Source organism: Streptomyces sp. NPDC015144, assembly GCF_043079735.1.
In the GTDB taxonomy this organism is placed as follows: Bacteria; Actinomycetota; Actinomycetes; order Streptomycetales; family Streptomycetaceae; genus Streptomyces.
Genome location: NZ_JBIBUU010000028.1, coordinates 34083 through 46162, shown reverse-complemented (window position 1 = coordinate 46162; position 12080 = coordinate 34083). Strand labels below are relative to the sequence as shown.

Here is a 12080-nt window from a genome sequence, read left to right as displayed (position 1 = left end):
CAGTATTACGTGAACGCGACGGGGCCGGGCCCCGGACCCCCGCGCTGCACCAGCCAGCCGAAGTCGCCGAGGCCGCCCCGGGCCGTCAGCTCCGCCGCCTCGCCCGCCGAGGCCAGCGCCCGTACGTAACCGGCCGGGTCGGACGAGGCCAGCGCCAGCGGCGGGCGCCCGCCGCGCACCCCGAGGCGGTGCAGCGCCTCGCGCTGGGTCAGCAGCTCGGGCTCCGTACCGGCCACCGCCGCACCCGCCGCCGCGCAGGCGTCCAGCGCCACGTGCGAGGTGAGGTCGCAGCTCCCGTCCGGCACCGGCGCCACCTCCCGGCCCGCCCGGAAGCCGGTCAGGGTGCCGAAGGGGGGCCGCGCCGCCCGTTCGTGGGCGTAGTCCACCGCCACCGCGAGCCCCCCGGTCAGGGTGGCCACCGCCCGCGCCCAGGCGGCGTCCCGGGGGCGGCCGATCTCCGCCCGGCTCCCCGGCCCGGCCGAGGGCCACCAGCGGCGCAGCCACGCGGCGTCCGCACCGGTCACCGGCGCCCCCGGCCGCTGGGCCCCGTCCCGCGTCCGGACCAGGACGTAGCGGTCGACGCCGTCCTCGCCGGTCTCGGCGACCGGGACCGGGACGTTGTCCAGCCACTCGTTGGCGAACAGCAACCCGTACGTGCGGGACGGCAGCCGGGAGCTCCACCCGATCCGGGGATCGAGGCCGGGCGGCCGGTCCGCCAGCTCCACCGCCCGGGCCCGTACCGTCAGCCCCTCGCCGCCCTCGGCGGGCAGCGCGGCCAGCACCCCCGTCAACAGCTCGCCCCGGCCCGCCCCCAGGTCCACCAGATCGACCCGGTCGGTGCCCAGTCCCCGGGCCGTCGCGACCAGCAGCCGGGCCACGGCGGCGGCGAAGAGCGCGGATGCGTGCACCGAGGTACGGAAGTGGCCGGCGGGCCCTTCGGGGCTCCGGTAGAAGCCCCCGTCCCCGTAGAGCGCGGCCTCCGCCGCCTCCTGCCACCCACGCCACTCGTCCGTCACGGAGCCAAGTCTCCACCTTGGGGAGTACGGCCCCGGAAGCCGGATCGGCCCTTCGGCTGACCCACCTGCCCCGTGCCTGTCCCTACGCTGGGTCGCGTGCAGCGTCTCTACGACTTCCTTCGCAGACACCCGACGGGCGTCGACGTCTTCTGGGCCGTCGCCCTCCTCGGGCTCTCGGGGCTGTCCATGGTGGGGCTCGGGGAGACCGCGCGGCAGCGCGTCGCCGCCGTTCTGATCACGGTCGGGTACTGCACGGTCGTGGCGCTGCGCAGGCGGGCGCCGGAGAAGATGCTGCTGCTCGCCATCGCGATGGGGGTGGCGCAGCTGGTCACCGGGGTGGAACCCGGGGTCATGAACTTCGCGATGCTGGTCATCGTCTTCACCGTGGCCACGGTGGGGCAGCGCTGGGCGTCCCGGCTGGCGCTGGCGTGCAGTCTGGCCGCGGCGAGCCTGTCCAAGATGCGCTGGCCGGGGGAGGTGCCGCCGGTCAACTGGGCCGAAGAGGTCTTCATCGTCGTCGTACTGACGGTGCCGTTCGTGCTCGCCTGGGTGCTCGGCGACTCGATGCGGACCCGGCGGGCCTACTTCCGTCAGCTGGAGGAGCGGGCGGCGCGGCTTGAGCGGGAGCGCGAGGCGCAGTCGAAGGTCGCGGTGGCGGCGGAGCGGGCCCGGATCGCCCGGGAGCTGCACGACGTGGTCGCGCACAACGTGTCGGTGATGGTGGTGCAGGCCGACGGCGCCGCCTACGTCATGGACGCGGCGCCGGACCAGGCCAAGCAGGCCCTGGAGACCATCTCCAGCACCGGCCGCCAGGCGCTCGCCGAGATGCGCCGGCTGCTCGGGGTGCTGCGCACCGGCGACGCGCAGGAGAGCGGGGAGTACGTCCCGCAGCCCGACGTGGAGCAGATCCAGGAGCTGATCGAGCAGGTCCGGCGGACCGGTCTGGCGGTCGACTTCAAGGTCGAGGGCACCCCGCGCCCGCTGCCCAGCGGGGTCGAGCTGACCGCGTACCGGATCGTGCAGGAGGCCCTGACCAACACCCGCAAGCACGGCGGCCCGGACGCCGGGGCCAGTGTGCGGCTGCTCTACTTCGACGACGGCCTCGGGCTGCTGGTCGAGGACGACGGGCGGGGCGCGGCGCACGAGCTGTACGAGGACGGCGGCGCGGACGGCGCGGGGCACGGGATGATCGGTATGCGGGAGCGGGTCGGGATGGTCGGTGGCACGCTGGACGCCGGGCCGCGCCCGGGCGGCGGCTTCCGGATCAGCGCGCTGCTGCCGCTCAAACCGACCTGACGCCCGGCGCGCCCGGGTCCGTGCGTCCGCGCACCGGCATCCGGTCAGCGGCGATCCAGCGCCCATCAGTACGCGTCAGCGCCCATCAGAACCCATCGGCACTTCGGACAACAGGAGACAGGACCCCCTCATGGCGATCCGTGTGATGCTCGTCGACGACCAGGTGCTCCTGCGCACCGGCTTCCGGATGGTGCTCGCCGCCCAGCCGGACATGGAGGTCGTGGCCGAGGCGGGCGACGGCGCGGAGGCGATCGAGGCGCTCCGCTCCACCGAGGTCGACGTGGTGCTGATGGACGTACGGATGCCCCGGCTGGACGGGGTCGAGGCGACCCGGCGGATCTGCGAGCGGCCGGACGCGCCGAAGGTGCTGATCCTGACCACCTTCGACCTCGACGAGTACGCCTTCTCCGGGCTGAAGGCCGGGGCCAGCGGCTTCATGCTCAAGGACGTGCCGCCCGCCGAGCTGCTCGCCGCGATCCGCTCCGTGCACAGCGGGGACGCGGTCGTCGCCCCGTCGACCACCCGCCGGCTGCTCGACCGCTTCTCCCCGATGCTGCCGGGCCGCTCGGACGAGCCGAAGCACAAGGACATCGCCCGGCTCACCGAGCGCGAGCGCGAGGTGATGCTGCTGGTCGCCCAGGGTCTGTCCAACGGGGAGATCGCGGGGCGCCTGGTGCTCTCCGAGGCGACGGTGAAGACGCATGTGGGCCGCATCCTCACCAAGCTGGAGCTGCGCGACCGGGTGCAGGTCGTGGTCCTCGCGTACGAGACGGGGCTGGTCCGGGCCGGGGGCGGTCCGCACTGACCCGGGCCGGGGCCGGGCTCAGCGCAGGATGCCCTCCAGGAAGTCGCTGCCCAGCCGGGCCACCGAGGTCAGGTCCAGCTGGTGCAGCACGTACCGGCCGCGCCGCCGGGTGGTGACCAGGCCCGCCCGCTTCAGCACCGCCAGGTGCCGGGAGACCTCGGGCGCGGTGATGCCGTGGGTGTCGGCGAGCTGGCCGGTGGTGTGGGCGGAGCGGGCGAGGTGGCGGCAGAGCCGCATCCGCATCGGGTGGGCCAGCGCCTCCATGCGCAGCTGGAGCAGCTCGACGGAGGCGGGGGAGGGCAGATCCGGCCGGTGCACCGGGTAGTGGATCACCGGGCGCCAGCCCGGCGCGTGCAGCAGGTTGAGGTGCGGCCAGCCGAAGGTGGACGGGATGAGGGTGAGCCCGGGGCCGACCGCGCTGGTGCGGCCCTCGTTCAGCTTGTCGGCGCTGATCCGGGTGGACGCCTCGTCGACGCTGAGCGCGCTGGAGACCGCGGCCATCGCGTCGCCGATCCCCTTCCGGCGCAGCAGGTCGGTCTTGTGCCGGGCGTCGGCGACCAGCTGGACCCGGACGCGCTGCCAGGTGTCCGCGAAGAACGCCCGGTCGCAGTCCTCGAACAGCCGCCGCACCCAGCCGCGCACCGGCGCCGGGTCGGCCAGCAGCCGCCGGGTGAACTCCACCTGCCGGGGCCCGTGCACCGCGGCCATCTCCAGGGCGCGGGCGTGCATCTTCGCGTTGCCGAGCGGGGAGGGCGCGCCGAGCCCGTAGAGCCCGGCGCAGGTGAACTCCAGGGCGGCGGCGGCGAACCGTTCGTCGTCCAGCCGGTCGAGGATGTCGAGGTCGTCGGCGAGGGTCGCGCCCGTGGGGACGGAACCGTCCCGGATGCCGGCGAACGGCAGGAAGATGTCCGAGAAGGTGTGGCGCCACAGGAAGTCGGCCTCGTGGAGCCGGTCGGCGAGGTCCGGGTCGAGCGCGCTGGCGGTGGCCGTCGCCCAGCCGTGCAGCCCCGGGTGGTGGCCCGGCTCGGAGAGGGCGTGCAGGGCCAGCCCCAGCTCGGCGAGGGGGGAGGTCTCGAAGACGATCCGTTCGGGGGCGAGCCCGGCGATGTCGATGTGCACACTCACCCCTCCATGGTGCGGGGTGGGCGTGGAACCGCCGCGCCGGTTGACGGGGGCCGTCAATCGGCGCGGCGGCTCCGGGACGTCACGGTGCGGCGACCCGCTCCAGGAACGCCCGTACGGCGTCCCGTACGTCCGCGGCGCTCCACTCCAGTCCCTCGTGTCCCACCGTGACCTCGGTGAAAGAGGTCCCGGGCGGTCCGGCGGGCGCGGGCCACCAGCGGCGGAAGAGGCACACACCGGTCTCCTCGGCCAGCCGCACGGCCGCCTCGTCCAGGACGTCGGACGGGTACGGCAGCCACACCTGGAACTGGTGCGTGTGCGGCGGCTCCGGATGGACCCGGAACCAGCCGGCGCCCGCCTCCGCGAAGCCCTCGGCCAGCGCCCCGGCGACCACCTTCGCCTGTGCCACGTACGCCGGGAGCTGGGGCAGTGCCCGGTCCAGGCCCATCAGGGCGCCGATCGCGGCGGGGAACTGCTGGAAGAGCTGGCCGCCGTACCGGTGGCGCCAGGTGCGGGCCTCGTCCACCAGCGTGCGCGGCCCTGCCAGGGCGGCCCCGGACAGCCCGCCGAGGGTCTTGTAGAACGAGACGTACACGCTGTCCGCGAGCGCCGCGATCTCCGGCAGCTCCCGGCCGAAGTGCGGGGCGCACTCCCAGAGCCGGGCACCGTCGAAGTGGACCACCGCGTCCCGTTCCCGCGCGGCCTCCACCACGTCCTGGAGCTCCTGCCAGGTCGGCAGGGTGAATCCGGCGTCGCGCAGCGGCAGCTCCAGCATCAGCGTGCCGAACGGCTCCTCGAAGTCGCGGATCTCCGACGCGGTGGGCAGCCGGGGCTCGGCCGTGGGGTGCACGGTGCGCAGCCCGCTCACCGCCCCCAGCGCCCCGCGCTCGTGCACCTCCGGGTGGGCCAGGGGGTGCAGGGCCACCGCGTCGTTGCCGGTCCGCCCTGCCCAGCACCGCAGCGCGACCTGCTGCGCCATCGTCCCGGTCGGGAAGAACGCGGCGGCCTCCATGCCCAGCAGCGCCGCGACCCGCTTCTCCAGCTCGGCGACGACCCCGTCGCCGTATATGTCCGTGGGGCCGTCCGGGTCGGTGACGGAGCCGGCCCCGGCCGCCAGGGCGGCGAGCCGCTCGCCGAGCGGGAGATCCAGGGGCGACCTGGTCAGGGTCCGCCGGGCGGCCCGCCAGGCGGCGACCCGGCGCCGTCGCCGCGCGTCCTGATCGTCCTGCGCGGTCCCGCTCCCCGGCTGCGGGGGCGTCTGCCGCTCGTCCGTGTCTGTGATGTCTGCCATGGGACGATCATCACGCAGCGCACACCGTGGGCCTCAACTCTTTTTTCCGAGCCGATTTTCCGATCCACCGATTTTCGTCCACAGGCTGTGGACGGGCGGAGGAGGCGGGCGAAACGCTGGCGTAGCATGCAGAGAAATCGTCCGGTACCCCCTGCGGACTGGAACGGAAGGCCTCGCCGAGTGAACGCAACAGCCCCCCACGAACCCCTGGAAGCCAAGGACCGCCCCGCCCGCCTGACGGTCGGCGTCGTGGGCGCGGGCCGGGTCGGCCCCGCCCTCGCCGCGTCCCTGCGGCTCGCCGGGCACCGGCCGGTCGCCGTCTCCGGTGTCTCCGACGCGTCGGTGCGCCGGGCCGCGGCCCTTCTCCCCGACGTACCGCTGGTGCCGCCCGCCGAGGTCCTGGCCCGCGCCGACCTGGTGCTGCTGACGGTGCCGGACGACGCCCTGCCCGGCCTGGTCGAGGGGCTGGCCGGGACGGGGGCGGTGCGGCCGGGGCAGCTCCTCGTCCACACCTCCGGGCGGTACGGGGCCGGGGTCCTGGACCCGGCGCTGCGCGCCGGCGCCCTGCCGCTCGCCCTGCACCCCGCGATGACGTTCACCGGCACCTCCGTCGACGTCCAGCGGCTGGCCGGCTGCTCCTTCGGGGTGACCGCCCCCGAGGAGCTGCGGCTCGCCGCCGAGGCGCTCGTCATCGAGATGGGCGGCGAGCCCGAGTGGATCGCGGAGGAGGCCCGACCGCTCTACCACGCGGCACTCGCCCTCGGCGCGAACCACCTGGTCACGCTGGTGGCACAGTCGATGGAGCTGCTGCGCACGGCCGGGGTGGGCGCCCCGGACCGGATGCTCGGCCCGCTCCTGGGCGCCGCCCTCGACAACGCCCTGCGCTCCGGCGACGCCGCGCTGACCGGCCCGGTGGCCCGCGGCGACGCCGGTACGGTCGCCGCGCACATCGGCGAGCTGCGCACCCACGCCCCGCAGACGGTGGCCGGGTACGTCGCGATGGCCCGCGCCACCGCCGACCGCGCCCTCGCCCACGGCCTGCTCAAGCCGGAGCTGGCGGAGGACCTGCTCGGCGTCCTGGCCGACGGCACCGGAGCGGGCGCCGGCCCGCGCGGTACGGACCCGGGCGCCAACCCGCCGGGCACGGACCCGGGCACCGATCCAGGCACCGGCACCGGACCCGAGGAGTCCCGATGACCAACCCCACCGGCACCCCTGGCACCCCTGGCGCCGCTGGTACCACTGGCACCTCCGGGCCCGCCGCCCTGCTCCGTACCGCCGCCGAGCTGGCCGGCCTCGCGCCCCGGGAGGGCGTCCGGGCCGTCGTCATGACCATGGGCGCACTGCACGAGGGCCACGCCACCCTGATCCGCACCGCCCGAGCGGCGGTCGGCCCCGGCGGCCGGGTCGTCGTGACGGTCTTCGTCAACCCGCTCCAGTTCGGCGAGGCCGCCGACCTGGAGCGCTACCCCCGTACGCTCGACGCCGACCTCGCCGTGGCGGGCGCCGCCGGGGCGGACGCGGTCTTCGCGCCGTCCGTCGACGAGGTCTACCCGGGCGGCGAGCCGCAGGTCAGGATCGCGGCCGGCCCCATGGGCGAGCGGCTCGAAGGCGCCTCGCGCCCCGGGCACTTCGACGGCATGCTCACCGTCGTCGCCAAGCTCCTCCACCTCACCCGCCCGGACCTCGCGTTCTTCGGCCAGAAGGACGCCCAGCAGCTCGCGCTGATCCGCCGCATGGTCCGCGACCTGAACTTCCCGGTGGAGATCGCCGGGGTGGCGACGGTCCGCGAGCCGGACGGACTGGCGCTCTCCAGCCGCAACCGCTTCCTGGACCCGGCGGAGCGGCACACCGCCCTCGCCCTGTCCCGGGCCCTGTTCGCCGCCCGCGACCGGCTCGCCGCCCAGCAGGCGCTGCACGCCCGCGCCACGGCCACCTCGGCCACCACCGGCCGGGCCGCCGCGCTCACCGCCCTCGGCGAGGCCCGCCTGGCCGCCGACGCCCAGGCGGTGGCCCTGGCCCGGCCGGACGGGGCCGCGGCGGCGGTGCGGACCGCCGCCCGCCAGATCCTCGACGACGCGGCGGCCGCGCAGCCCCCGCTCGCCCTGGACTACCTGGCGCTGGTGGACCCGGCCGACTTCACCGAGATCCCCGACGACCGCACCACCGGCGAGGCCCTCCTCGCCGTCGCCGCCCGGGTCGGCCGCACCCGCCTCATCGACAACATCCCGCTGACCCTCGGAGCCACCCCGTGACCGGAATACGGCTGACCGCCCCCGCCCCCGGCTGGTCCATCGAGGCCGATGTCGTCGTGGTCGGCTCCGGCGTGGCCGGACTCACCACGGCGCTGCGCTGCGCCGCGGCGGGCCTCGCCACCGTGGTCGTCACCAAGGCCCGGCTCGACGACGGCTCCACCCGCTGGGCGCAGGGCGGCATCGCCGCCGCGCTCGGCGAGGGCGACACCCCCGAGCAGCACCTCGACGACACCCTGGTCGCGGGCGCGGGCCTGTGCGACGAGGCCGCGGTGCGGACCCTGGTCACCGAGGGGCCGGACGCGGTCCGCAGGCTCATCGGGACCGGCGCCCGCTTCGACACCGCGGAGGGCGGTGACATCGCGCTGACCCGCGAGGGCGGCCACCACCGCCGCCGCATCGCCCACGCGGGCGGCGACGCGACGGGCGCCGAGATATCCCGCGCCCTGGTCGAAGCGGTCCGTGGGGCCGCCCTGCGCACCGTGGAGAACGCGCTCGTCCTGGACCTCCTCACCGACGCCGAGGGCCGCACCGCGGGCGTGACCCTGCACGTCATGGGCGAGGGCCAGCACGACGGCGTCGGCGCGGTGCACGCCCCCGCGGTGGTCCTCGCCACCGGCGGCATGGGCCAGGTCTTCTCCGCCACCACCAACCCGGCGGTCTCCACCGGCGACGGCGTGGCGCTCGCGCTGCGGGCCGGCGCGGAGGTCTCCGACCTGGAGTTCGTCCAGTTCCACCCGACGGTGCTCTTTCTCGGCGCCGACGCCGAGGGCCAGCAGCCCCTGGTCTCCGAGGCGGTACGGGGCGAGGGCGCCCATCTCGTCGACGCCTCCGGCACCCGCTTCATGCTCGGCGAGCACGAGCTGGCCGAGCTGGCCCCGCGCGACATCGTCGCCAAGGCCATCACCCGCCGGATGGAGCTCCACGGCACCGAGCACATGTACCTCGACGCCCGCCACTTCGGCGCCAAGATGTGGGAGCACCGCTTCCCCACGATCCTGGCCGCCTGCCGCGCCCACGGCATCGACCCGGTCACCGAACCGATCCCGGTCGCCCCCGCCGCGCACCACGCCTCCGGCGGCGTCCGCACCGACCTGCGCGGCCGTACGACCGTGCCCGGCCTGTACGCCTGCGGCGAGGTTGCCTGCACCGGTGTGCACGGCGCGAACCGGCTGGCGTCCAACTCCCTCCTGGAGGGCCTGGTCTTCGCCGAGCGCATCGCGGCGGACATCGTCGCGGACCGGCCCCGCGCGGGCGCCCCGGTCACCGCGTCCGCCGCCGCCCCCTCCCCGCTGATCGCCCCGGAGGCCCGCGCCACGATCCAGCGCGTCATGACCCTTGGCGCCGGGGTCCTCCGCTCCGCCGAGAGCCTGGCCACCGCCGCCGAGCGGCTGGAGGCGCTCCACGGCAGCGCCCTCCGGGCCGTCGCGGCCGACGAGCCGAAGGTCGCGGTCCCCGGCGTCGAGGCGTGGGAGGCCACCAACCTGCTGCTGGTCTCCCGCGTCCTGGTGGCCGCCGCCCAACAGCGCGAGGAGACCCGCGGCTGCCACTGGCGCGAGGACCGCCCCGAGCGCGACGACGCCGAATGGCGCCGCCACCTCGTGGTCCGGCTCACCCCGGAGCGCCGCCCGGTCGTCCACCGGACGCGGACCGAGGCATTCGGCCCCGTAGGCCCCGCGCGGGCAGCAGACTTCGGGGCAGCATCCCCGACCCACCCCGCCGATCTCCCCGAGGAGCACCGACCGTGAGCACGCCCGAAGAGAACCCGCGCCCCGAGCCCGTGGACGTACCGCTGATCCAGATCGGCGCGCCCGCCCCGTCGGCGGGCGGCTGCGGGGACGGCTGCGGCTGCGGCGGGGACGAGTTCTACGAGATGGACCCGCCGGAGTGCGGTCTCGACCCCGCCCTCGCCCAGCTGCTCGCCGAGGCGGGCCTGGACCCGGTCCAGGTGGAGGACGTCGCGCACGTCGCCATCGAGGAGGACCTGGACGGCGGGGTGGACGTCACCACCGTCGCCACGGTCCCCGAGGACGCCATGGCCACCGGCGACTTCACCGCCCGCGAGAGCGGCGTGGTGGCCGGGCTGCGGATCGCCGAGGCGGTGCTGTCCATCGTCTGCACCGAGGAGTTCGAGGTCGAGCGCCATGTCGAGGACGGCGACCGGGTCGAGGCCGGGCAGAAGCTGCTGACCGTCACCACCCGCACCCGCGACCTGCTCACCGGCGAGCGCAGCGCACTCAACCTGCTGTGCCGGCTCTCCGGCATCGCCACCGCCACCCGCGCCTGGGCCGACGCCCTCGACGGCACGAAGGCCAAGGTCCGCGACACCCGCAAGACCACCCCGGGCCTGCGCGCCATGGAGAAGTACGCGGTGCGCTGCGGCGGCGGCGTCAACCACCGGATGTCGCTCTCGGACGCGGCCCTGGTCAAGGACAACCACGTCATCGCGGCCGGCGGGGTCGCCGAGGCGTTCAAGCGGGTGCGGGACGTCTTCCCGGACGTTCCGATCGAGGTCGAGGTCGACACCCTCCAGCAGGTCCGCGAGGTCCTCGACGCGGGCGCCGACCTGATCCTGCTCGACAACTTCACCCCGCTCCAGACGGCCGAGGCGGTCGCCCTGACCGACGGCCGCGCGGTCCTGGAGTCCTCCGGCCGGCTCTCCCTGGACACCGCCCGCGCCTACGCCGAGGCGGGCGTCGACTACCTGGCCGTCGGCGCGCTCACCCACTCCTCGCCGATCCTCGACATCGGCCTGGACTTCCGCGACACCGCCGACACCGACGGGGCGGACGACTGATGCTGCTCACCATCGACGTCGGCAACACCCACACCGTCCTCGGCCTGTTCGACGGCGAGGAGATCGTCGAGCACTGGCGGATCTCCACCGACCCGCGCCGCACCGCCGACGAGCTGGCCGTGCTGCTCCAGGGCCTGATGGGGATGCACCCGCTGCTCGGCATGGAGCTGGGTGACGGCATCGAGGGCATCGCGATCTGCTCCACGGTCCCGGCCGTCCTGCACGAGCTGCGCGAGGTGACCCGCCGCTACTACGGCGACGTCCCCGCCGTGCTCGTCGAGCCGGGCATCAGGACGGGGGTGCCGATCCTGATGGACAACCCGAAGGAGGTCGGCACGGACCGCATCATCAACGCGGCCGCCGCCGCCCACCTCTACGGCGGCCCGGCCATCGTCGTCGACTTCGGCACGGCCACCACCTTCGACGCGGTCTCCGCCCGGGGCGAGTACACCGGCGGGGTCATCGCCCCCGGCATCGAGATCTCGGTCGAGGCGCTCGGCGTCCGGGGCGCCCAGCTCCGCAAGATCGAGCTGGCCCGCCCGCGCAGCGTGATCGGGAAGAACACGGTCGAGGCGATGCAGTCGGGCATCATCTACGGCTTCGCCGGCCAGGTCGACGGCGTCGTCACGCGGATGAAGAAGGAGCTGGCCGACGACCCGGACGACGTCACCGTCATCGCGACGGGCGGCCTTGCTCCGATGGTGTTGGGCGAGTCCTCCGTCATCGACGAGCACGAGCCCTGGCTCACCCTGATCGGCCTGCGCCTGGTGTACGAGCGGAACGCGCCCCGGCTGTAGCGGACAGGCGGCGTACCTGCGGGAACGGCCTCCGCGACACGGGTACGCCGCCGCGCCACCACTGTCCGGTTAAGCAGATTTTGTCCCTTTAGCACGTATGGTCGCGGCATGCCCACGCCTTACGGATCACGCGGCGGCATGGCGTTCAGCGCGGACGAGCTGCGGGTGCTCCGACGTGCTCTCGCCACCGCCCTTCACCCCACGCCCCTGCCGGACGAGGACGTCCGGGACTGCCTGCGGCTGGCCGGCGCCGTGGACGAGGCGGCCGGGGAGGCGGGACGACTGCGCGCGTTCCTCCTCGCCGACCTCGTCCGGTACCGCGACGCCCTCCCCGGTTCGGCCGGCGGCTATCTGGAGCTGCTCCAGGACGCCCTCGCGGGCGGGTACGACCCCCGCCCCGAGGACCTCGCCGCGCTGCGGGGGCTCCGCCGCCGCCCGGTGGCCGCCTCGCTCCTGGTGCGCTGCCAGGTGCTCGCGGAACGCTCGGTGCGGGCCCGCCTCACCGCACGCACCCCCGCGCCCCGCAGCAGGCTCCTGGCGCTGCCGGGCGGCCGGGGGGCCGTGGCGGAACCCGAACGGCCCAAGACCCCGGAGGACCCCGCCCGGCCGCCCGCCCGGCCCGCGCCGAAGCCCTCGGAGGTCTTCCCGCCCCGCCGCCGCCCGGCGCCCCCGCCGCAGCAGCAGCGCGTCGCCGGATAGCCGTC

11 protein-coding genes are annotated in these 12080 nt (G+C 75.3%); 8 read left to right on the top strand and 3 right to left on the bottom strand.

Features of this window, described 5'->3' with window-relative positions:
• Nucleotides 1-5: 5 nt before the first annotated feature.
• On the bottom strand, nucleotides 6-1016 hold the full coding sequence (locus ACF08W_RS32370; protein ID WP_392281485.1) for an SAM-dependent methyltransferase: 1011 nt from the start codon (nucleotides 1014-1016) through the stop codon (nucleotides 6-8).
• Between the two features lie 96 nt (nucleotides 1017-1112).
• Here ACF08W_RS32370 and ACF08W_RS32365 point away from each other — a divergent pair, with 96 nt between their 5' ends.
• Together ACF08W_RS32365 and ACF08W_RS32360 are read left to right on the top strand one after the other, a co-directional pair.
• Nucleotides 1113-2312, top strand: coding sequence for a sensor histidine kinase (locus tag ACF08W_RS32365; protein ID WP_385203815.1), 1200 nt, complete (start codon nucleotides 1113-1115; stop codon nucleotides 2310-2312).
• Between the two features lie 130 nt (nucleotides 2313-2442).
• The gene (locus ACF08W_RS32360) at nucleotides 2443-3117 is read left to right on the top strand and encodes a response regulator transcription factor (protein ID WP_352275523.1); all 675 of its coding nucleotides are present in this window, start codon (nucleotides 2443-2445) and stop codon (nucleotides 3115-3117) included.
• A gap of 18 nt (nucleotides 3118-3135) precedes the next feature.
• Here the strand turns inward: ACF08W_RS32360 and ACF08W_RS32355 are convergent, their stop codons facing one another.
• Nucleotides 3136-4236 (bottom strand): DUF5937 family protein, encoded by a 1101-nt coding sequence (locus ACF08W_RS32355; protein ID WP_392281497.1) that lies wholly within the window; start codon nucleotides 4234-4236, stop codon nucleotides 3136-3138.
• Between the two features lie 85 nt (nucleotides 4237-4321).
• Nucleotides 4322-5530 carry a threonine aldolase family protein gene (locus ACF08W_RS32350; protein ID WP_392281484.1) on the bottom strand — a complete coding sequence of 403 codons (1209 nt, stop codon included), beginning with the start codon at nucleotides 5528-5530 and terminating at the stop codon, nucleotides 4322-4324.
• Between the two features lie 180 nt (nucleotides 5531-5710).
• On the opposite strand from ACF08W_RS32350, the gene ACF08W_RS32345 reads away from it, so the two are divergent.
• From ACF08W_RS32345 to ACF08W_RS32320, 6 genes are all read left to right on the top strand, one after another.
• Nucleotides 5711-6727 carry a Rossmann-like and DUF2520 domain-containing protein gene (locus ACF08W_RS32345; protein WP_392281483.1) on the top strand — a complete coding sequence of 339 codons (1017 nt, stop codon included), beginning with the start codon at nucleotides 5711-5713 and terminating at the stop codon, nucleotides 6725-6727.
• Nucleotides 6724-7785: a pantoate--beta-alanine ligase gene (gene panC / locus ACF08W_RS32340; protein ID WP_392281482.1), complete on the top strand. Its 1062-nt coding sequence runs from the start codon at nucleotides 6724-6726 to the stop codon at nucleotides 7783-7785. The genes ACF08W_RS32345 and panC overlap by 4 nt, the downstream gene beginning before the upstream one ends.
• Nucleotides 7782-9530, top strand: a complete 1749-nt coding sequence (locus ACF08W_RS32335) for an L-aspartate oxidase (RefSeq protein ID WP_392281481.1) — start codon at nucleotides 7782-7784, stop codon at nucleotides 9528-9530. Before panC ends, ACF08W_RS32335 begins: the two co-directional genes overlap by 4 nt.
• Complete coding sequence (gene nadC / locus ACF08W_RS32330) at nucleotides 9527-10579, top strand: carboxylating nicotinate-nucleotide diphosphorylase (protein WP_352275516.1); 1053 nt, start codon at nucleotides 9527-9529, stop codon at nucleotides 10577-10579. Before ACF08W_RS32335 ends, nadC begins: the two co-directional genes overlap by 4 nt.
• Nucleotides 10579-11376 carry a type III pantothenate kinase gene (locus ACF08W_RS32325; RefSeq protein WP_352275514.1) on the top strand — a complete coding sequence of 266 codons (798 nt, stop codon included), beginning with the start codon at nucleotides 10579-10581 and terminating at the stop codon, nucleotides 11374-11376. Before nadC ends, ACF08W_RS32325 begins: the two co-directional genes overlap by 1 nt.
• Before the next feature lie 138 nt (nucleotides 11377-11514).
• Entirely contained in the window at nucleotides 11515-12075 is a 561-nt protein-coding gene (locus ACF08W_RS32320; RefSeq protein WP_385203945.1) for a hypothetical protein, read from the top strand.
• Nucleotides 12076-12080 lie beyond the last annotated feature (5 nt).

Excerpts from the sequence above, each read along its gene's own strand:
- ACF08W_RS32360 (WP_352275523.1), top strand. The coding sequence starts at position 2,443 with ATGGCGATCCGTGTGATGCTCGTCGACGACCAGGTGCTCCTGCGCACC.
- ACF08W_RS32350 (WP_392281484.1), bottom strand. The coding sequence starts at position 5,530 with ATGGCAGACATCACAGACACGGACGAGCGGCAGACGCCCCCGCAGCCG.
- panC (WP_392281482.1), top strand. The coding sequence starts at position 6,724 with ATGACCAACCCCACCGGCACCCCTGGCACCCCTGGCGCCGCTGGTACC.
- ACF08W_RS32325 (WP_352275514.1), top strand. The coding sequence starts at position 10,579 with ATGCTGCTCACCATCGACGTCGGCAACACCCACACCGTCCTCGGCCTG.
- ACF08W_RS32320 (WP_385203945.1), top strand. The coding sequence starts at position 11,515 with ATGGCGTTCAGCGCGGACGAGCTGCGGGTGCTCCGACGTGCTCTCGCC.